Source organism: Pseudoalteromonas spongiae UST010723-006, from assembly GCF_000238255.3.
Taxonomy (GTDB): domain Bacteria; phylum Pseudomonadota; class Gammaproteobacteria; order Enterobacterales; family Alteromonadaceae; genus Pseudoalteromonas; species Pseudoalteromonas spongiae.
On record NZ_CP011039.1, the window covers coordinates 2,561,271 to 2,583,752 of the forward strand.

12 protein-coding genes are annotated in these 22,482 nt (G+C 42.3%); 3 read left to right on the forward strand and 9 right to left on the reverse strand.

The window, feature by feature from the left end; all coding sequences use genetic code 11:
- Positions 1-228 precede the first annotated feature (228 nt).
- From PSPO_RS11895 to queC, 9 genes are read right to left on the reverse strand one after another with little or no spacing between them, the layout of a single operon-like run.
- Entirely contained in the window at positions 229-1,431 is a 1,203-nt protein-coding gene (locus tag PSPO_RS11895; protein ID WP_148665245.1) for a hypothetical protein, read from the reverse strand.
- Positions 1,415-1,978, reverse strand: coding sequence for a phospholipase D-like domain-containing protein DpdK (gene dpdK / locus PSPO_RS11900; protein WP_010562003.1), 564 nt, complete (start codon positions 1,976-1,978; stop codon positions 1,415-1,417). Before dpdK ends, PSPO_RS11895 begins: the two co-directional genes overlap by 17 nt.
- Complete coding sequence (gene dpdJ / locus PSPO_RS11905) at positions 1,975-6,429, reverse strand: protein DpdJ (protein ID WP_010562004.1); 4,455 nt, start codon at positions 6,427-6,429, stop codon at positions 1,975-1,977. Before dpdJ ends, dpdK begins: the two co-directional genes overlap by 4 nt.
- 11 nt (positions 6,430-6,440) lie before the next feature.
- Positions 6,441-7,175 (reverse strand): protein DpdI, encoded by a 735-nt coding sequence (gene dpdI, locus PSPO_RS11910; RefSeq protein ID WP_010562005.1) that lies wholly within the window; start codon positions 7,173-7,175, stop codon positions 6,441-6,443.
- The gene (dpdH, locus tag PSPO_RS11915) at positions 7,165-10,311 is read right to left on the reverse strand and encodes a protein DpdH (RefSeq protein WP_010562006.1); all 3,147 of its coding nucleotides are present in this window, start codon (positions 10,309-10,311) and stop codon (positions 7,165-7,167) included. The genes dpdI and dpdH overlap by 11 nt, the downstream gene beginning before the upstream one ends.
- Positions 10,311-11,312 (reverse strand): protein DpdG, encoded by a 1,002-nt coding sequence (gene dpdG / locus PSPO_RS11920; protein ID WP_010562007.1) that lies wholly within the window; start codon positions 11,310-11,312, stop codon positions 10,311-10,313. The genes dpdH and dpdG overlap by 1 nt, the downstream gene beginning before the upstream one ends.
- A gap of 2 nt (positions 11,313-11,314) precedes the next feature.
- Positions 11,315-13,726 carry a protein DpdF gene (gene dpdF / locus PSPO_RS11925; RefSeq protein WP_010562008.1) on the reverse strand — a complete coding sequence of 804 codons (2,412 nt, stop codon included), beginning with the start codon at positions 13,724-13,726 and terminating at the stop codon, positions 11,315-11,317.
- Positions 13,726-16,821 carry a protein DpdE gene (dpdE, locus tag PSPO_RS11930; RefSeq protein WP_010562009.1) on the reverse strand — a complete coding sequence of 1,032 codons (3,096 nt, stop codon included), beginning with the start codon at positions 16,819-16,821 and terminating at the stop codon, positions 13,726-13,728. The genes dpdF and dpdE overlap by 1 nt, the downstream gene beginning before the upstream one ends.
- On the reverse strand, positions 16,818-17,483 hold the full coding sequence (gene queC / locus PSPO_RS11935) for a 7-cyano-7-deazaguanine synthase QueC (RefSeq protein WP_010562010.1): 666 nt from the start codon (positions 17,481-17,483) through the stop codon (positions 16,818-16,820). Before queC ends, dpdE begins: the two co-directional genes overlap by 4 nt.
- A 744-nt stretch (positions 17,484-18,227) precedes the next feature.
- On the opposite strand from queC, the gene PSPO_RS11940 reads away from it, so the two are divergent.
- Genes PSPO_RS11940 through PSPO_RS11950 form a run of 3 tightly spaced genes read left to right on the forward strand, consistent with a single transcriptional unit; the run spans position 18,228 to position 22,479 of the window.
- Positions 18,228-18,881, forward strand: a complete 654-nt coding sequence (locus tag PSPO_RS11940) for a cupredoxin domain-containing protein (RefSeq protein ID WP_010562011.1) — start codon at positions 18,228-18,230, stop codon at positions 18,879-18,881.
- Between the two features lie 6 nt (positions 18,882-18,887).
- The gene (locus PSPO_RS11945) at positions 18,888-21,245 is read left to right on the forward strand and encodes a bifunctional diguanylate cyclase/phosphodiesterase (RefSeq protein ID WP_010562012.1); all 2,358 of its coding nucleotides are present in this window, start codon (positions 18,888-18,890) and stop codon (positions 21,243-21,245) included.
- Positions 21,226-22,479, forward strand: coding sequence for a PH domain-containing protein (locus PSPO_RS11950; protein ID WP_021032975.1), 1,254 nt, complete (start codon positions 21,226-21,228; stop codon positions 22,477-22,479). Before PSPO_RS11945 ends, PSPO_RS11950 begins: the two co-directional genes overlap by 20 nt.
- Positions 22,480-22,482 lie beyond the last annotated feature (3 nt).

Genomic DNA, 22,482 nt, shown 5'->3' on the forward strand with positions numbered 1-22,482 from the left:
AAAAGTAGTTGTAATATACTCGGACGGAATGAGTTAGAGTAAAAAAATAGGTATAAATGGCATTCTAACCTACCTGAATAAGAGAATTAAGAATGCCAATTTTAGACAGTAATATCGCTCAATTATTTGATAGATCTAATTCTCCATAAAATTTTATTGGTAAAGGGAGATTACTAAAGCAGTCAACAAAAAAGTAACTGAGCGAGGTTATGAATACAAACAGTTTATTTACAAACAACTAGCAACATTCAACTCCACCTGTTGCCAGAGTCGGCGCATTGGTGCTTGCCCTTTAAGTGAAAGTTTGATGTGAATTGGCGTCGCCTCTAGCCATTCATACAAACTCATCAATTCGGATTCATGGCAAGCTTGCGCATAATTGAGCACCTCACTCACTGTTTGTTCTTCATAGCTTAGCTTGCTGACATCCAGCGCTTCTACTAAATCAATTTTCTGAGCATTGACACTGGTATCTTGCTCAAGCAACTGGCTTAGCCACACTTGGTCGACATTGCCCGCCACCTTATCTGCAAAACCTTCAATATTGAGGACATGAGCCAAAATAGCCCAAAGACGCCACTCTGATTCGCTGTCAAACGCCGGAGTTTTTGTGAGCAAAGGGCAAAACTCTTGCGCACCGTAATAAAGAGCAGGCCAGTCAATTTCAAAGCACGTTAACGCCTCTTCATCCTCGCAAGACGAATAAACCAGCGCATTCATAATGGCTGTTACGACACCACTGGAAATCACCTGAGAAATAACGTTTCGCTCATGAGCAAATTGAACAATAGCCGACCACTTTCGCTCTTTTTCCATAAACATGAACTTCAAAGTATCTTTGTTCCGCCGTTCTAACTCGTCTCTGGACATAATTTCGCGGTAGTACGAGTCCATCAGATCAAGGTCATGCTCTTTATACGCATTTATAAACCCGTTAATCAGCATTCCTATTGATTTTCCAGAGTCTTGTTTAATCACAGGAGAGTGATTAAAACGGGATACCATTTCCTCCAATGCTGATTGCATTTCCTTAATCGCATAAGGAACAAACTTCTGGTATTCATCTTTGTCAAACGGAGTGTGTTGCTGGGTCCAGATTGCAACCTTCAAGAAACCATGCGGCCATTGGCTAAATAACACCGACTCAAACGAATACTCGGCCTCTTTACAAGGTCGCGCATATTTGCAGCAAAATCTTGGCAACGCACAGTTTAGCCAATCTTTCGTATACTCCATCAACTCTTCTGTTTCGCATAAAACATAAAAAGCGGGATCACTGCCTTGCGGATAACCAATCAGGTATTTAATTTTTTCCGAATTTAGAAGAACTGATTTTGCTTGGTCAACTTTATCCTTGTATTTGCTTTCTGGCGTAATCTTGTTATCACCTTGAAAAAAGCCAAGCAGAATAGACTCAATACCAGTCATCATCGTCCTCCAAATCTACCTCTTCCACTTGAACTTCTTTAAAATACAAGTCTTCATAGGTGTTCCTTTTTTCTGCAATTTGGGCGGGGTTAGTGGTGTACGTAATACACTCGTAATTTACCGTTGCGCCAAAGTAAGTGAAGTTCATTGAACCACGGATCAATGCGCAGTCGGTCAACAGCCCTTTTTCATGGAGATCTTTCAGTTCCACCACTTTAAACCGGGAAGGATAATTGCAGAGATTTTGCTCTAGTTGGCGCATTTTCTCCCTGTTCTCGCGAATCGCTAATTTCAGCGTAGCGCCAGCCTCAACACAGTTTTGAAGAAGCTCAAAGAAATATACCTGACGATGTCCCCATGTCGGGTTAACAGCATCGAAATTTCCTGTCGTGTTGTCTAGAACCGGAAAATCAGATATCCAGGGGCTTAATATATAAATCACACCGGGGTTTAATGACTCAGCCACCAGCAATGACGAAAGCAGATCCTTTATATGTGCCCGTCCAATCGCCTCTTTAGTTTCGATAGAGCGTTCTTCTTGCAAAATCATTGTAAAATGTCTCTCACTTCTACGGTCACATGAATCGATGACAACCGGGTTTGCAGTTTAGTAATTCGTGGATAGAACAACATTTTGTTGTACTCCAGCATGCTGACATTCAATTGGCTAATCACTGACTTCACAGAGCCTCTTTCTTGACCCGTAAACACCAGTGTGCCTTTTCCTGTGGCTTGCAAAGCATTAGACAATGTCTGCAGCCATTCGCCGCGCTCGTCATAGTCCACTAAGGTTTCTGTATTTGTAATGACTTTCGACAACAATAACCGCTCAGTTTTATTGTTGCTGGCACTGAACTGGTTATAAAAGCCCAACTCTTGTTCGCGGATTATTGCTCCCCGCTGCCACATGCGAGACTGAATACGGTTTTTCTCACGATAGATATCGCTGTATGTTCCACCCTGCTTGGCCGCAAGCACGTAAGATGCGATATGAAGAGGGATCTCCAGTTCACTTCGCTCCTCATAGCCCGTCCATTGCTGCAGGAGTTCCGTGAGTCGTTGATCTGATTTCTCGTTAGCACCGCTCTTTAATACTCTCGAATATAAAACGCTCTCCCAAGTATGGGTGGGTAATATGCCGAGTTTAGCGATCTGCTGTTTTAATCTTTTTGTATTTTCAGAACGTTCAGCCAGCGATTTCGCACTACGTACCTGATTAAGAGTGTCACGCAATGCTACGTTACCGTTCAACTCATCGAGAAAATACTGTAGGTCGAAATTCACCTGTTCGTATTCACCAATTTCAAATGCATGAGTCAAATGCCCAAGGGTGCGAAGCGGGTCTTCCTTAAACACCTCTCTAAACTTGGTGATATAACCAATTCCACCCACTTCATTTTCGTTTACCCATACGTTGAGTTGCTCTCCGTCCCAACGGTGATCCAAGCTAAAGGACTGTTCCGATACGTCTGAGACCAGTTTCAGGAACATGGCATTAATGCCACCGCACAAAGTTTGTCCCAGTAAATCTCTTGCCCAACTGTAGTACTCAGAGTTATCTGCATAATCTGGTTCAAGCCTTAGCGCCCCTTTCATATCATGAAGATTGCTTTCTTCTGAAAAATACTCAGTTAAGCGCTTGTGAAGATCTTGCTCTTCATCATTGCCATCTGCGGTTTCTCGCCGCTGAAAAAGCCCGTTAATAACCCCGTCGACAACTTGCTTTCCTTGCTGAGAATAAAGGTATTCAAAGGATTCATGTAATGCTTGCCCTTTCTGTTCGCTCAAAACAAGCAACGAACATATCAGGCACTCGAATACCCAGTTTGCAAAGAAAAAGTTATCTTTGTAACAATCGGAATGAACAAACGCATGTTGAAGGTATTGGTAATACAAGGATTTCTTGTTCTGCTCGTGACGAAGAAGACCCTTTATATCTGCTTCAGAAAAGCTAAACGAAAACTTGGCGCTATCTACCCACAACTTGGTGCCGATGGCCGCAGGCTCCCCTTCAAGCGTCCAATTAAAGTTAACATTCGCGTTATCACCACTAGAAAATGGAATGCACGCCTTTGCACCCGTGCAATAACGTACAAGTTCCACGGGAGCTGAGTGGTCGTGAGTGAAAAACTCGATACCACGAAGTACATTGTGCCATTCACTGTTCTGGGGCACGTTGATGTGACTGAGTGATTTAGGTTCTGATATATCAAAATGCCATCGCAACACACTGCTGCTTTTGTTGCTCAGTACGGGATTACTTGAACGCTGAGTGCGGACAAACCTCGGTTGATACACCGGGATCTGCTCTCCTTCATGTGAAATGTCTTCCTGGTGAACCTGTTTACCAATGCTGCCAAATGCTTCCTCGATGTCGAAGTCAACATCAACCGTCGCATCTGGCACTGGATTAAAGTCTGCCGGTACCAGCCAGTCAGGCACATTCCAAGATTTCACCGTATAGCGCTTAGACATACGCCCTGGAGCAAACTCTTTTAACGCTTGGAAGAAGGCCATTGGCTCGCTGTTTGTGCGGAGTTCTTTCTTAGTTGAACGATCCAATGCAATCGTCAGCGCTTGTGTATCCAGTGCCGAAAACAATTGCGAAGAAATATACTTCGGCATAGGCCCAGACTGCTGCTCGACCAAGCTATCCCACCGTTTTCCTTTCGCACCCCATTTAAACTGTAAGTTCTGACGAAGTTCAGGTAGGAAAGACATCATGATCGAACGTGGCGGTGCCCACATCACCACTTTGACCTGATCATCACTGAGGGTAAGCGTGTCTTGTAAATAGTCTGTCAACTGGCGCGTTTTTGCCTGAGATGCCATTACATCTGTAACGGCATCCTTAATTTGCTGAAGGCTTTTTCCATTCGTAAGTTTACCTTCTTTGTCGGCTCGGTTTGGTTCTCTGAGTACTGCCCAAACGTTCACCCAGTCCATACGGTACTCTTTCACTAACCACTCTAACGTAGCGAGGGCGGCATGCATCTTATGTATGTGAGAGTTTTCAATTGGCAACTTTGTCGTTTTGACCTTTGGGTCAATTAATTGCTCATACTGCTGAAACGCAATTCGATCCCTACCAAAGTCTGACAAAATGGTATACATCCACGGGCGCATGCCACGGCGTCGGCCTGCACGCCCCTTACGTTGCAAATAAGAAGCAACATTGCGGGGTGCCTTATGCTGAATGACAAGGCCTACATCAGGGTCGTTATACCCAACTTCTAAAGAGGCCGTTGCAACCACCACATTAGCGGTTTGATTTACTCCGCTATCTTGACTAGATGTTCTTTCAACCTGAGTAGATTCAGACAAATTATGGCCGATCTCCTCAGCAGAAGACCAATCAAGCCCTAACACCTTTTGACGTTCTTGGTCATAGTTTGGGTGGTGAGAGGAACGTAGCCAAGCAAGTGGCGAATCGTCCCCATCTCTAGGTCTTATTTCACCGTAGAAGTCTTTCTTACCTTCCGAATCTAAATAATCGTTATAAAGGCGATTAATCACATCAAGGTCATCAGTAAACACAAACGCTTTCTGTCCAAAGATGCCCTGAGATATGTTCTTGCCCACCCCTTGGTGCGTATCCAGCATACGACTGCCAAGCATGGTTGCCTGAATTGTAGCAGATAACAAACCCGTTTGAGATGCAGGATCCCCGCGCAGCGCTAACATATATTCAGCGCCTTCTTCTTCTAACTCGTGTTCGAACGATTCAACCAACTCGGTAAAGTGAGATTTAGTGCCGGTCAAATCCGCAAAAAAGTTCTTCGCGTCTGCCAAGGTTGCCGATAAACCGACAAAATGCGGCTTGATGCCACTGAATTTCATCCAGCGTTTTAAAAGATATGACGTTTGTGCACCGGTACTCCCTTCATAGGTATGCACTTCATCCAATAACACCAGTGGAATCGACTTTTGATCTCGGGTGACACCGAAAAGATGATTGGAGTACCCATCACTCAGGCGCTGGTTGAGCATCTCAGTCGTTGTAAACAGGATATCAGGTGGCGATTTTTTAACGCGCTCTCTTGTTGCCAGAATTTCATCTTCCGGCAAAACAGCACTACAGGAGCGACAAATAACCTGCTTCGTGGCTTTGCTAAAGTTCAGTGTGCCGCCACAGTGTTTTCCATTTGGCTTTTGCGGGCAGACCATCGCCTCAAAAGCAGCGCCGTCCTTGGTATAATTTTCAAAAAAGGTATCGCCATAGAAGGTGCCTATGGAAATTTTACGCCGACCTTTAGAAAGCAGGTAGTCATCAAGTTTTCGCGCTTCTTTATAGGTTTCTGCAAACTGATCCTTCAGCAGTTCCTTTCGGGGATAAATAGCCAGAATTCGAACGCGAGGCTGAGCATCTTGAAGCAAACTAGCCGCCAGCTTAGTCATGGCTGGAAGGTAGAAAGACAGCGTTTTACCACTGCCCGTTCCAGCACAAACGATCGTCGCGCTGGCATCCTTAGCACTCTTATATTTATGCTTATCAAACTTTTCTAAAATGCGCTCTGTTGAGCGCACCTGAAAACCAGACAACTTAAACCAGTCATCTCCATTTTTTAGAAGATTGCTGAGTATGACCTTTTCTTCTGCTGAACTAAATAATCGGTTTTGTTCCCAATTATCAATCAGCGTTTTAGCATGCTTATCTCGCTTCGGGTACTGGCGCGCGCGTTTTAAAAAACGAAAGTCAGAAATAAGCGGCTTGGTATCTTCTGCACCTTTACTTCTAAACCACTGGCGTGATAGCACCTGAAGTCGAACAGTTTCAGCCATTCTTGAGCGATATTTCCCTGCTTCGACTTCAAAGATAAAACACCGGCTTTTCAACGCATCAAAATACTCATCGACAAAAATATCGTTGACGCCAGACTCTCGGATACTATCTCGAATTTCAGCTTCACTCGAAGATACATCGATATCCCCCCAAGCTAAAAGTTCCGTTTCCTTATTCTCTAATCTATCAAGTGCTTCAATCAGTTTTTGCGTATCCATTAAGTCACTCACTAACGTTGCTTAATCACTAAGCTATTCAATTTATTATTATCTTCTAGCCATTGCATGACTTCCGGTGTCAGCATTGAAACAAGCGCAACACCACCGATGCGGTTCAACTCGTCGAAAAGCTTCTTTACACCTTCAGGGAGATCTTCGGTGTTCATTTCGCCTTTTAGTTCAGCACACTTTTGTGCGAGCTGCTGAATACGCTGTAACCTGACATTGTCAAAGTTAAAACCATTAACTTGCTCATCAAAGTCTTTTTTCGCCTTGACATATCGGTCATAGAGTTCTGCATTGCCATGCACTTTTTTCTGCTGTTCCAGAATGAACTGATCTACCTGTGCTAGGCTTTTTTGCTCTTCAGACCAATCACGCCATAATTGTTGGTGAGTTTCCGAATACAATTTCGCTGTTTGCTTGAGTGCATCGGTTAACAAATAGAGTGTGTTTTTCTCATCCGATATACTTTCGTGTTCAACATCCGCCCAAAGCGATTTAAAGGCCTCCAGATTCTCTGTCGCTTGTTGCAAGGCTTCCACTCCACCTTCAACAAACAGATCAACGTCTTCGATATTTTTCAGGCACTCATTTTTTCTGGCTTCGCCTTCTACACCTCTGGCTGCACCATCTATTCGCTCTGAAATTGTCTTCATCGAGTCTTTTATTTCTTCCAGACTGGCCGCATCTCTATAATAAACAATCTCTTGCTGCAGTTGTGCAAGTTGGTCTTTAAGACTCATTCTGACCTCCTAATACCGCAAGGCTTGCTTCTAGCACCATCAAGCGGTCATTGATCGCCTGCTTATAGTGTTCCACCTTGTTTGAACCATTTTCGTGATTAAACTTCTGAATCATCCTAATAACTTGAGGGAAGATGGCTTTCCAGTCTTCGAGCACCTCTTTCCACTTTTTCAGCTCTTGTCCACTTATCTTGTGCAGTAACTTCAATGGGTCATTACTCTCTTTAAGCCCTAACACTGATTTAGGGGTATCCGAAGTTACGATTTTTTGTAACTCCTTCACCTTGCTACGCACTGTTTTAAGCTGAACATGGTAATTAGGTCTCATCTCGTCCGGGATCTGTTTGTAAATCAGATCTAACGACTCCAACAGTTCTGTTAACTGTGCTTTGGTCTCTGTTCCATCCAGATACTCAGCAAACAGTTGCGCCTCGGTTTTTAACTCTCGAACAATAGGCAGCAAGTCGGAAGTGCTACTTGGTACTTCACTCACCTGCTTAAAGGTACCTTGGAAATCAATTGGGTGGATCGCATTATTCGCGCCCACAGAGACAGTACGTAACCACTTGGCACGGTTGCTGTCCCAACCTTCAAGCCATCTGTTCAGCACGTCTTTGTGTCTATCGTTTATCGGATCGGCAAGTTTATCCCTGATATGCTCTGAACTAAGTACAAGGTTACTGAGCCTTTGAGATTTAGCCGATAAATCAACGCCAAGATTTTTTGCTAACGCAATTTGTTGCGCCAAAGACCCGACACCCGATTGTTTAGCGACTTTCAGGCAAGTTTGCATCGCCGCTGGCACCCATTTCCGCGCAAACTCTTGGTAATGAATGTAATCATCAAAACCTTCTGGGTAGCCCCACCCTTTTGCTTGACCTGCTTTGGATTTTTCCGTCGGATTATTTTCTGCAAAGCGCAAAATGGCCAACATTTGCCTTTTCAACTCCATTGACTCTAATGCGTCTGATAACTCTTTATCTGCAAAAGCATTCACTACCTTCTTGTTGGAGTTGTTCGTCGCCGAACCCGGAACACCAATATTGATAATCGAGCGCTCTTTTAGAGCGAATTCAAGCAAGCTTTTATTCTCTTGTGCCCCCCATTTTTTCGACTTATCAACGGAGTAGTCTGCGAAAGCTTTATGCTGTTCCAGCATTTGGTACAGGCCTTGTCGCAACTGATTACTCAACCCCTGATCTAACTGCGCTGTACCCGCAAACCACTCTTCCACTTTTCTCTTCAAGGGATCTTGCGCAGGGGTCTGCTTGGGTTCCGTTTTTTTGGTTGGTGTCGGTATTTCCTTTCTAGATGGAACAGGCGTTGGGGGTGTTTCGACGACCGTAATTTTCCCAGTAGACTCCACGGTAGCATCTTCTTCGAACATTGATGCATCTAGACCAAATATTTGCGCTTGCCCTTTACTTACCTGCGCAAGGTTATCCTTGACGGTATCCGCATCCGTATACAAGGACATAAAGCCGACAAGTCGCTTCGCCATCTCGGGATTAGAAACGTTGAGTAAGATTTGCTGCGCTGTTTCGTCATGACGAAATTCATTTAGCTGGCCTTCGAACCAAGCACTCGGATAGCGTCCTTCTTGGAAACTCTTGTTGTGATCACGAAGTATGGCCAACAACACATGTTGAATCGCGACGCGTGGATTGAAGCGGGGACGACCACCACTAAACACATGCTTTTGAGCCAGTTTTAAAATAGCCTGTCTATTGTAAGGAAACAGCGAAATACCACTTGGAGAGCAACCAAAATCTTTAAGTATTTTGCCATCAGCGTCGCTTAGTTCTTGGTTCCAAGCAGGGATACCTTCACTGACTTTCGTTTCATCTGCAAACTTCGCAATACCTTCTAAGCCATGACGGGCTGCGTTGATATATCTTGCGCAAAAATCCAGAACATCGTCACCGGTAAAAGCCAACTCAGGAAACTGCCGAATATCATTATCTGACGGCAAACGCCATTCATAGGTTCCGCGTGTCCAAATGGTACTTCTATGGCTTTGATAGCTTTCCAGACCATCTGTCGCAGCAATGACAGATTTCATCTTACACAAAACCTGTACGCCGTCGTTCTGATCTTGTTCCAACAAACTTTCAATCAAAACGTCATCAATTGCGGAAATCGCAGCCAGATCTTCCACCAGCACAACCAGTGTTTTATTTTCAGCCAAGAGGTACTTACGGATTTCTTTAAACAAATCCTGGAAGTTACCGGTACTAAACTGGAACAAGCGGTTAAACATAAGCTTACATGCCCGTTCAATCGCTTGGTTGGTAACAACCGCTGCCATTTTGCGTTTAGACTCATCAGACTCTAACTGCAGGTTTGCGTATGCATTTTTCGCCTGGCTACCAAGATGAACAGAAACTTCTTCACTGGAAGAAAACAAAAAGTCGTTTTCAGACAAGTCAAAATGTTCATCAAGCAGATCTGCATAACTCTTACTTTCGATTAATCGCGAAACTCGGTTATTGATAACCGATTTTGGTCCTGAGAATTTCGCCTTAATATGTGGGTCAGCGAAAAAATGATCGAGTTGCGTGGCAAAATTAATTTGATCCCGGATTTCGGCTTTCTTTTCAGCCGTTAGCTTCCCTTCTGCCTGAAGGGAACGCCCTTCATTTTTAAGCTGTCCTGGTTGAGCTTTTAACGCCTCATTGATGTGCGTAAACAGTAAGTCTCGGGTCGTTTCCTCGCTTAGTGAATTACTCACCTGACCAATACGCTCGCGGGCTTGCTCGAAAACCTCGCCATCTAGCCCCTTAAGCATGATATTTAGCACTTGCGAAAGGCTGGCATTTTTGGGAATACGAATAATGTGCCAGTTTTCTTCAATGGCCTTCGGATGCGTATTCGCAACGGCATGAAGCCAACGAATAAGGTGCGACTTTCCGCTGCCCGACTCCCCCAACAACGGGATGATGTCGTTCGTGTGAAGCAATCTCTCTAACAGGTCTTGCTGGGTTCTCACTTCAGGCGTCTGGGTGCCATAATCGGTTGAAATCAATTTTGTCGGATGGTGAACAGCAACCAGAAGTTTATCGCTTAATCGCTCTGCTTCACTTTGAATACAATTATGAACGTTGGCTTCGGTTGGCCAGTAAGATTGAAGACTCATTACGCCACCTCACCAACAAATTGAATGTGTGTCACTTGCTTTACCGCAGATGTAGGTAGATTTAAATCAAAGCGCACCGTACTGTCTGAGCGCACTTCCAGCCGAAGCAGTTTCATATTTTCAAGCCGGAACAAGGCTAAGCTCAACGCAGATGACATTAGCACATTACCATCGTTAAAGTTCATAGAAGGTCGCTTTGTGTTCAAATAGTTAGGTAGCGCTTCTTGATAAGGCCCAGTATCAAAGATTGGAAGTATGCGGTTTAACTTGTCCAGAAACTCCTGAATTGACAAGGCCGACTGGCCTTTAAAAATGTCATTCAAGTACCACATCACGAATCGTGTTGGGTCAACAATATATGTATCTTTTCCTACGACCTCCAAAAAGCCGAGAAGGTGGCCATAATCCATAACACCGGCTTCTTCTGACTTGTTGAAAGTAATTCTCACGTCGCCACTTTGAACGGCACCCGACATCATTTCACGGGCTTTACTTTGGGTAAGAAAATTCTGGCTTTGAAAGTTAGATTCTTCCTGATGCAGAAAAAAGCACATTGCAAAAACAAAGGTACTGAAATCCCGCGATAGTTCAGCATTATTTCGGAATTCTTCCAGCGTAATGTGCAGGTTTCCATCAGGGTAGTAATGCCGAGAGATCACATCCAAAACTCGTTTCGGTAAATTCCGATGCGTCGCCGAAAGATCATTGCATTGGTAACCTTTTTCGCCATTCTCAATAGTTGTCGAATCCCACAAGCCGTATTCAGACCAAAAGTCTAGCGACTCCGTCATTTTATCTTTTGCGTTGGTGTTTATGCTGTAGGTACCCGCTTCATTTTTCTCTTTTCTCAAATAGAGAGACTCTGGCATTGCAGCCCCTAACAATTGAGAACGCGGAAAGTATTTACCCAGATTTTTGGTGCTGTATTTCGCCAGCAATTCATCTATGAGCAGCAGAGTCGGGATATGGCTGCCTCGGTTTGCATTATTTATGATTGCCATAATTATGAACTCACTATGTTGGCCAATGGTTGTATGGAGTTGTCCGACTCCCACCATTTACGATAAGGATGATCAGGGTCATTAAGTTGCGCATTCGCGACAAAAATATTCGAGTGCTTTTCTAACCACTCATCCGGTAACTTTGGTGCTGCTGGGCCGCTAACATCGTCTTGAATGATAAACTTCGGGTAATCGTGAAGCGCGCATTTGTCTTTTAAATAGTCTGAAAGCGGGGCATAAAACCAAACAAGATATTTGAGTTGTTTTAAATAAGGCTCAGCGTTTTTCAGGAACTGTTCTGAACACACGAGCATAGAAACTTTGCCATCAATCAGCGCTTGCCTGAATGCTTTAACAATACTTTCTAGTGTGTAAGGTGAATATTCAAAATAAAACAAGCTATTTTCAGGGAAATCTTCAAATGGCTTTGTTACACGGACACTCTGACCTACGAGAGAAAGTCGCTCGGGAGTATTATTAACCACATCACAGGCCCCACATACCTTATCCGGCATGTACCCGTCTAATTGGTAGCTTTTTTGCAATACATCGCAAAGTTGGGTTTGGTCATTTAGCCATTCCAGTAGATCTTTGAATCGCTGGCGTTCTATTTGAATTTCTCGCTTACGATGAGGGCCAACAATGCTGTCCCAAGTATCCTCAACCACATGCCGATCATGCCTGATTTCGACCAAAACTTTGCTGGAGAAATCTTTCCAAAATTCGGGTTGATCTTCATGTTCGCTCGGTAGACCAGATACATCAGGATAGGAGAGGCGTATCAAACCTGCGCGCTGCATCATTAGCAGTGTTTTCCAGTTCCAATTCTCATTCGCTTCAGTGTAGCGTTCGATATGACTAGCCTGCGCTGTCACACGGATCTGGTAGATGTTTTCAGACACCTCTGTTTTGCTCTTCCACATTGCCTGCCAGCGAGCATGACCCAATTCCGTGCTAATTTTTTTATTTTGGTTTCTACGATTCAACTGATTTGCATGGTAAATCACTTCACAATATGCCGCTTTACCATCACGTCCGCTTCGGCCAATTTCTTGATAAAAGGCATCAATGTTCTCGCTAATACCCGCATGGATAACCGTGCGTACATCACTTTTATCCATACCAACGCCGAATGCTGATGTCGCTACAATAATATCGACACCATTTTCACTCCAATCACGAATGACGCGATTTCTTTCGTCATCACCCGTGTCACCGGTAAATAAGCGTATTCGCGCAATGTCTAGTTCAGATAAACGATTGTAAAGGTCTGTACAGTCTGATTTTGTCGCGCCATATACGATCAGCGGTTTAGGGCTAGATAGTACTTTGCCGATAATTTCGTCAAAATAGGTGCCCTCAGGTACTTTTGTCTTTCGTGTAATCGGTTCTGGGCGTAAAAATGCACCATTAACTAAAACGGGAGGCTTTTGGGGTTGACCAAAAAGTGTAGTGATAGTCGTTAATGTTTGTTCAGAGAAGGTCGCGGAAAGAAAAACAGTCCTAAACACCCCGCCCATTTGCCTTAACGTACTCAATAATGCACCGACTTTTTGAAATTCAGGGCGGAATGACTCTCCCCACGTATCAATTAGGTGGGCTTCATCAAAAACCACATTCTTCAGCTTTTGCGATTTTGCCACTTTAAACAGTGTTGGTAGAAGACCGCCTACCAAAGACTCAGGTGAGACAAACAATACCCATTGTTGGCCTGACAAAATGTCCGCTTTGATACGCGCTTTTACTTCCGGTCTAAGATCGCCCCGCCAGGCATATTCTGGCGCAGCAGGAAAACCCATATTTTGAACAAAGGTTTTCATTCTCCGAGCCTGATCTAACGCAAGCGCCGTCGTTGGCACAACAACGATGTTTAACTCATCCGTTTTGGAAAATGCCGTCAACGCCTCTGTCACTAGGGTTTTTCCACACCCTGTGGGTAGATTAACGATAACTGTCGTATCAATCTCTGAAGAAAGTGCTGTTCTCACCGCTTCCTGCTGAGCCTGACTGGTATAAGTCGAATACGGCAAATTTAGGTTTTTCAGGATCGGATCATGCTTAGGCTCTTCGGAATAACGCTTCCTCTTTAGCGCATAAACGGGCTTTATATAATCTGATAACGCCTTTTGATTCAAAACTACTGACATCGATGCCGCATCAAACTCCAACCCACATTTCGAAGCGGTCTTAATCTGCTCTAAGGTCGGTCTGATCCCAAAAAAAAGGCTGGATTCGTTACCCTTGTTATCACCCGCGAGCAGATCTTTAACCAGATACCAAAACTCATTGAGACTCAAATTAGAAGATTCTAAAGCTTGCACTAGTCGACTCTTAAACTGCGTCTCGTTAAACACGGCAATATTACTAAGAAGTTCCGATTTCTTTTCTAATGGGTAAAAGTCCCAAAAGCGCATTACGACCCCCCCCCAAACAGGAGTACATACTTGAGGGTTAAAAGCGTGGCTTTTGCGGTGATATCCCCAACCGATTCCGCGCCGTCATAAAACGACCGTATAGCGTCTGATTTACTCGCTTCATAAACCGAATCCAGCGCAGAAACAAAACGTGTTCTATCAATTTTCCCTTCAACTAACGCCCAAATATCAACAAGTTCCTGCCCCCCAGCAATCGTGATATTTTCATCTTTATAATCAATAAGTTGGTCACCATGATATACGCGTGTGCCGCCTTTGCTATATGGTGCTGCAATCAATGTATTGATGATAGGTGTTGATTCTTGCTGAGCAGTTTCTGTATACACCGCAGAAATGACGGTAGGAGGCGCCACAGAGTCCATTGCAATCTGCTCTGATTTCGATGAACTTTCTGCTTCAACTAACCATTGAGGGATAAAAAACAATTTCGGCTCGATGTTCCCCCCAATCTGACGGATTATTGCACTGCTGTTTCCAAATGGAGATGATTTGGAAACATCCGCTATAGCGTCTACAAATGGTTGACCATACCTTAGAGGGTAACTTCCATTTTCAACACAACGTCTCCTCGAAAACGATAGTACGCGGGTTACTGGTGCTATGTAGGACGAAGACTCAATATCGATGCCGACAATACATTTACTTAGCAAGGTTGAAGAGCTTAATTTTGTTCTTCCTGACTGAAAGCGAAAACGGTATAGGTCTTCCCCTTCTTTTTTTCTATCAAAGAGAACACCTTCTGTAATCCAATGACTTATCGCGCCAGACTCTTCAAATACTTCGTCAGATTGACGCATCTGGGCTAAAACCTTTTCGGCTTTTTCAGCATCCAGATCAATGGTCGCCAATTTCGCAATGATTTCTCTGCTTCGATAGATATCTTTTGTGCACTTTTGCAAGTCACCAATCGCAGACTCTAAAGCTGCGTAGCCGTTACTACGAATATCTGGCCAGATCTGTTGCTCAAGTTTCAGGTCTATCTCATCTTGAATGTTGGCGCGATAGTACTCGAAACAGCCTACCCCCTCTTTCAATACTTCAATCCACTTGCTGTAAAAAGTGTCTCGCGCCGGTGCCAGAATAAATGTATCAATAGGGCTAACACCAGTTGATAAAGCACTATAACGATTCAAACGACCATTTCGCTGCTCTAATCGGCTAAGCAAAATAGGCATGCTGTAATGAACCGACAGACGCTTTTTACCTTGCAGGTTTAAGCCATCTTCCCCTTTTTCGTCACACACCAAGACGCGTATTTCATCATCTGAGTTGAATGCAATCACATCTTTGTCATTATGCCGTTCTACACCTACATTTAGTTGCGCAGATAAATACTCGCATACGTTGTCCGCTGTCTGCTTTTCGCCACAGAAAATAACCGCTTTGCCGTTTTCATTCGCTGTCAGCCATCCACCCACAGCTTCGCTCAGTGAAGCATTTTTTTGGATTTGCTCATCGTTGGTCTGTGCCAACATGTGCTGCCAATGCTCAATCTCTATCTCTGATAGCGTATTGTCTGCCAAATACGTCTTAATTTTGCTCGCGAAACACAATGGGCTTGTCAGCAGTGCCTCTGACCATTGCTTAAAATCAGAGACGGGTAATGCGAGAAATGACGCTTGATCAAAAACAGCTTCACTGCGGTATTGCTCAAAATGTTCATCCAGATAAGCGCCTTCTTCTGGTGCGCGCCAATGAATCAACTCAGCAGGATTCAAGCCAGGAAAAAGGGCTTCAATCTCGCTGTGTTGCGCCGTCTCGAAGCCTGTTGCACGTGAATTTCGCAACATTCTGTAATCGTAGAGATACTTTCGCCCGATATGTTCGGAAAGCGCTTTGACTGATTGATCACGAGCAACTAAGTCTATGCTATCTGCGAACATATCCACCAACGGTCTCAAGAGCTCAATCAGTTGCTGTAACTCATCGTCTTGCAAATTTAAACTTTCGAGATCATCTAGCGCAGCATCAATTAAACCATCATCGTTCTCCGCCTTGAAAAGGCGATATATTTCTCTAAGACGTCCCTGCTGCGGTAACGTTTTATTAAATGTTTCAATGGCTTGGTTGTTGAGCGGAAAATGCTGGCTATTCAGTAAATGCAGAAGAGCAAAATATGCCGATCTATGCCCTGCCATTGGCGTTCCCGTCAATAACAAGGTGATATCCGCTTGGTGGGAAAGATCGGCAATAGCATCAAACAGCGCTTCCTCCTTGAACTTTCCGCTAAAAGGGAAACTTGAGAGCTGGTGTGCTTCATCCACAACGACCATGGAGGGGACATCAGAATACATAAGCGCTTCGGCAAAAGAGCAAATTTGGATTTTAGGCTCTTCGTCTTCAGATTCAGTATTCAGCAGGTCGCCAAGATGAAATCGCGTTGATAACTCAGATTGCCATTGCCCAACTAAGGGGCCTGGTACCAAAACCAACACTCGACTGTCATGCCCACACTCAAGGACATGCTGGCGAATGATAAAACCGGCCTCTATTGTTTTACCTAAACCGACCTCATCACATAACAAGTATTTTTTTTCTGTGTCTTTGAGTACTTCGTAGACAACAGCGAGTTGGTGCTTTTCTAGCTCTACGGAACTTGAAATCAATGAAGAGATGGAACGACAAGCCCGTCTTTGTTCATAGTAGGCTTGGTAGAATGCAGACAACGCCCCGCAAATATAAGGAGATGACGTCGCTCGTCCTTTTAGATATTCATAGGGATTGTATTCACTTTCTGGATGAGCATTAGGGACAAACAACTCAGTAAAATCAAAAACATCACGCATACTACTAGAGAAAGTAACCAGCGCTTGATTGCCAGGTCTTTCACCATCATAGTGACCCATTTTCCATGTTTGTGAATTGGGAAACTGAACGAATACCTCAGCTCTGACTCCCAAAGATGTAACTACCTCAAGATCACATAAAGCTACTTCCATAACATTTGCGTAAGGGGTCAGAGGAGAAGAAAAAAAGCCTATAGACGCAGTCTTTAAATCATAATCGATAGATTTAACTTTACCCATACCTTTAAAAACATAGGAAGCAGTTACTAAAGAGCCTATAACTATCATTTCGAAGTTGAACCTTTACTGTTCAAATACTCTTCTAAACCACGCTTCCTAAGTAGGCAAGAAGGACAATCACCACATCCGTCGCCTATAACGCCATTGTAACAAGTTAATGTTTCATTACGGATCAACTCTACACTCTGGTATTTATCGGCAAGACCCCATGTTTCAGCCTTGTTTAACCACATTAACGGGGTAGATATAACAATCTTTCTATCCAACCCTTTACACAATGTTTCTTGCATTAACTTAACAAACTCATCTCGGCAATCAGGATAGCCAGAAAAATCAGTCTCACATACGCCGGTAATGACAATGTCGGCTTCTACTTGATATGCGTATACACCAGCAAGAGTTAAGAACAAAATATTGCGACCCGGAACAAACGTATTTGGTAACCCATTTTCCATAAGTTCATGAGAAACAGAGATATCTTCTTTAGTTAATGCTGAAACAGCTAGCTCGTTAAACATTGTTACATCTAGGACTTTATGGCTAGTAACATTCAATTTAGCCGCTAATGCCTTGGCTACTTCAATTTCTCGCTTATGTCGCTGCCCATAATCAAATGTAATAGCATGAACTTCATCATATAAATCCAATGCTTGAACAAGGCATGTTGTAGAATCTTGTCCACCACTAAAAACGACTACGGCTCTTGACAATTCTATATCTCCTAATAATTACAATGCTGTTAATTTGCATTCAAAAGTGTTCCATCCTTTAGCCACTATTTTTACATTACATTTCAATTAATTGCTATTAATTTCATCTTTATTGTATGCACTTTGTTGATTCTATGACGCAGTAATTTTCCATTATAGGTTCAGATAACATGGCGAAGATGAATTAGCCGAACTAGTGATGAGACTTTTCCTACTTCGAAAACAGCGTATTGTGTAAATTTCACTTAGCTTTGAAAATTTTTATCTATACTAACAAACAGATGTCAAAAATAATTAGTATAAACGTCTAGGTATTGATCTATTTTGTAATCTACAAACCAGAGAGTCGGACCAATAATTAAAGTACCTACGTTAACAAGAAAAGGGAAAAATAAGTTTCTATAACTCAAAACCAAAAATGGTAGCGCAAGTGGTAGTTCAGTGTTAATCTTGCCAGGACGACATTGCTAAAAGGCTTGATTTTATTGGGCTGCAGAGGCGCTCTGGATATTGTTCTTCGTTGAGTTCCAAAACATCGAATAAACTCTTTTTACATCTACTATATCGAAAAAGCCAATCGAACACCGATTGGCTTTTTTTATATTATTAATAAATCTTGCAATTTTTTCCTTAAAACCTCGCTCTAGCTATAAACGGGTCTAAACTTACTTTTAGCTCATAAAATCACTTTTCAACATTAACAATTAATTTGAAATGAGCTTGGCATTGCATGGGGAAAATCTTTTGAGGTACTTATTACTTTTAATATCAGCGGTTACTACATTTAGTGAAGCTAATGCACTCGAGCTCACGGTGAACGTCGTTGATAAAAATAATAACGCTGTAAATAAAGTCGTCGTGTTTGTAACACCAAAAGCTGGGGTCGCCGATTTACCAAGTAACAACCAGAAATTGGTCATTGATCAACAAGGTAAAAAATTTACGCCATATATTACCGTGATGCAAAAAGGGCAAAATGTTGTTTTCTCAAATAAGGATGATATTACCCATCATATTTACTCTGTGTCAGGTAAAAATCGATTTGAATTTAAGTTAAAAGCGGGTGATTCTAAGCATATCTCTGATATGAATGCAGCCGAAGAGGTTGCAATGGGATGCAACATTCATGATTGGATGAGTGGTTACATATTGGTTGTCGACACACCATATTTTACTAAAACAAACACAAACGGTAGCGCCGTATTTACAGTAAAAAACTCAGGCCAATATGATATTTCAGTTTGGCATCCTCAACTTGATACACCATCACATCAAATAACCGAAAGCCATTCGCTCAGCACAGATAAAAAAACACTGACATTAACCCTAACCAAACCACTATTACCTATTCCCAAACAAGTTGGGCAAGAAGAATTTGAATTTTTAGAAGAGTACTAATCAACTATGAGACTTTTCAAAGTGCGCAGTTTACAAAGTAAAATTTTAATATTGTTCTTATTTTTACTATTGCTCGTGCAACTGGTTAGCTTCTACTTTACCTATCACACCAATGTAAAGCTTGAGAGTACCCAATTAAATAATCGCTTAAGCAATGCATCTAATATATTTGAAACACAGTTTAATAATCGCCGCTATTACCTCTCTGCATTTGCTGAAACAGCAGCAAAAGATTACGGCCTAAAATCTGTATTAGACGAAGATACAAAAAGCTTTTTAGTTGCCCTAAACAATCACCGAAAACGCATTGATAGTGACCTTGCGATGGCAATCAATAGCGAAGGAACCGTTTTTGCACAGCTAGTTACTTACACAAACGATGATGGAATAGTAAAAGTGCGAGTGGGCAAAGGACAAGGTGAACCTTTTAGCCAACCCACCAGCTTTTTACAGCAAGAAACTGCACAACTGGTCTTTATTGACGATTTACTTTATCAACTGAGCTTTGCACCTATTAAAAGTGGCTCTCGCATTGTTGGTTGGGTGGGGTTTGGTTATTTGATTAATAACGCACTTGCTAATGAACTCGCTACCTTGACCGATGTAAACATTGGTTTTGCCAGCTTTGATGGTAAGCATTACCAAGTGATTGCCAGCTCAGATGAAGATAATTACCCAATAAAAGCCGATGTATTTAAACGTATAATTGCCAATACAGAACACCAATATTTATATAACCGAATAGAACTTGGCAACACCGACAATGGGTATATTTCAGCGGTGCTTTTTGAGTCTCGTGCAGATTTATTAAAAAGCATTGATATCCAATGGCCGCGACTAGCTTTACTGGTTTTTATTACGGTGCTTTTATCGACGTTTGGCGCTATTGCCATTGCAAGAGGCATTACCCGTCCAATCAAAAGCCTGATAAGCCAAGTAAAATCAATTTCCAAAGGTAATTACGACGGAATAGTAAATGTATCGGGTAGCCGAGAGTTAAAACAACTTTCTAATGAATTTAACGACATGACAAAAGCGATTATCTCGCGCGAGCAAACAATTAGCTTTCAAGCCTTTCATGACCAACTAACACATTTACCTAATCGAAATGCACTTGTTACTGCAATAGAAAAACGTCAAACATCCAAGCATGACTTTTTAATTGTACAACTGAGTATTTTAAGAGCAGAGGAAATCGCCGAAACCCTAGGTTATCAGGCGAGTGACTATGTCATCAATGAGGTTGCAAATCGTATTGAAAACACACCACATGACTTTGATTGTTATCACTTAGGTAACGAAAATTTTATACTTCTAATTGAAAACCAAAACATCGACGCATTAATCGACACATTGCAATCAGCATTAACAATGCAATGCCAATTTCAAAACATTCATCTGCACCTGCAATTTACCTTTGGTGTTGTTATTGCGTCACAACACCCAAACTGTTCTGTGGCCGAGTTATTACAAAAATCCAACGTGGCAATTCAACGCGCCAAAAACAACAAAAAAGCATTCCAAATTTATGACCCAATTTTTGACCAAAATGCCATTGAGCGCCTGTTCTTAACCAATAATTTGCGAACAGCCATCGAACAAGACCAACTCACTCTGTTTTTTCAGCCAAAGCTTTCGTTAAAAACAATGGAGATAAGTCACGTTGAAGCCTTAGTAAGATGGCTACATCCTGAAAAAGGCTTAATTCCACCAGATAGTTTTATTAGCATTGCAGAAAAAACCGGGCAAATGGATGCGTTAACTCGCTGGGTAACGAATGCGGCAATTAATCAATATTTGGCATGGCAATCAAATGGAATCCACATCAACATTGCAATAAATATTTCTGCCGAAAATATATTAGATAAGTCCTATCCAGATTATGTAATCTCGTTAAAACAACAACATCAATTAGCCGATTGCGCGATTACTTTAGAAGTTACCGAAGATGCCGTCGTGGATGATCCTGAAAAGGCAACCGAGGTACTGAACTACCTAAATCAAAGCGGCTTTAAATTATCGATAGATGATTATGGCACGGGATATTCTTCACTCGCGCAATTAAAACAACTGCCAGTGCAAGAGCTAAAAATAGATCGCTCCTTCGTACAGCATTTGCTCGATAATGAGAATGATCAAATCATTGTTAAATCAACCATCGAACTTGCGCATAATATGGGGTTGTCGGTTGTTGCGGAAGGTATTGAAGACGAAGCCACATTACTATTTCTTCAAGCTCAAGCATGTGAATTAGCACAAGGATACTTTATTAGTAAACCATTACCCGCTCATGAATTTGAGGCATGGTTATCTCAATCTAACTATAAAAAACAGACGAAAACACATGCGAAAGTCCTTGATTAAAAGCCTTTTACTTATTTCCCTTTTGTGCGCAAGTAGCCAATTATTGGCCGTAGATGCAAATATAAAAGGGCTAATTGATTTAAGGGCTTATCATGTAACAAGCGATGATAGTAATAGCTATTTAACCGGTGATTACGGAAAGTTTCGTTTTGACGATGGCTCTGGAATAGCACTCGGACAGTTAGGTGCCCATCTTAATTTGGAATTTAATTCAACATGGTCTGCAACATTAGTCGCTAGCGCATTTGCTAACAAAGGTAATAGTGTCATTGGTATAACCGAAGGCTTTGTTAGTTACAAAGGCCTGCCTTCAAGCAATGGCTGGCGAATAAAATCAAAACTCGGTGTTTTCTATCCAACGATTAGTTTTGAAAATGTAGCTACTGCCTGGTCTACCCCCTATACATTAACCTCTAGCAGTTTAAACAATTGGGTTGGTGAGGAACTTCGAAATACAGGCATAAACCTATCACTTGAAAAGTTGGGGAAATTCTCAGGTTCAAAGCATAATTTTTCAGGCGATATTTCGCTGTTTAAAAACAACGATCCTGCTGGTGCAATGCTAGCGTGGCACGGTTGGACTGTTGGTAGTCGCCAAACCTTGCTACATGAAAAATTAATTGTACAAGATTTCCCCGCACGCCAACAGAAGCTCGCTGCACAAGCCGCTGAATCAGACCCTTTTTTAGAACTTGATGACCGCTTTGGTTTGCATGTTTCAGCCAATTGGAAGTATGCAAATAAACTTAAATTCAACTTAGGCTATTACGATAACTTTGCTAAAGAAGGCATTGTTGAAAATGGTCAATACACATGGACAACAGAATTTATTCATTCAGCGTTGAAATACCGTTTTGCGAAAGAATGGGAAGTCATTGCGCAATATATGAAAGGCAATACTTACATGACATCACCATACCAAGAAAAAGTGGTCGATAATGATTTCGACAACGCATTTGTAATGTTACGTCATTTTTGGTCTAACCATCATATTGCAGCACGCTTTGAGCACTTTAATGTGGATGATTTAGATAACATTTGGGGTGATAACAACAACGAGCAAGGTAATGCGTTTTCACTCGCTTATCGCTATAAGCTCTCTAAACAATCATTTATTCTAACTGAGTATAACTATATCGATTCAACACGCCCTTCGCGCTGGTACGTAAACCAAGCAGTAGATAAAAAAGAAAGCCAATATCAAATTGGTTACCGCTATTACTTCAAACATTAAACG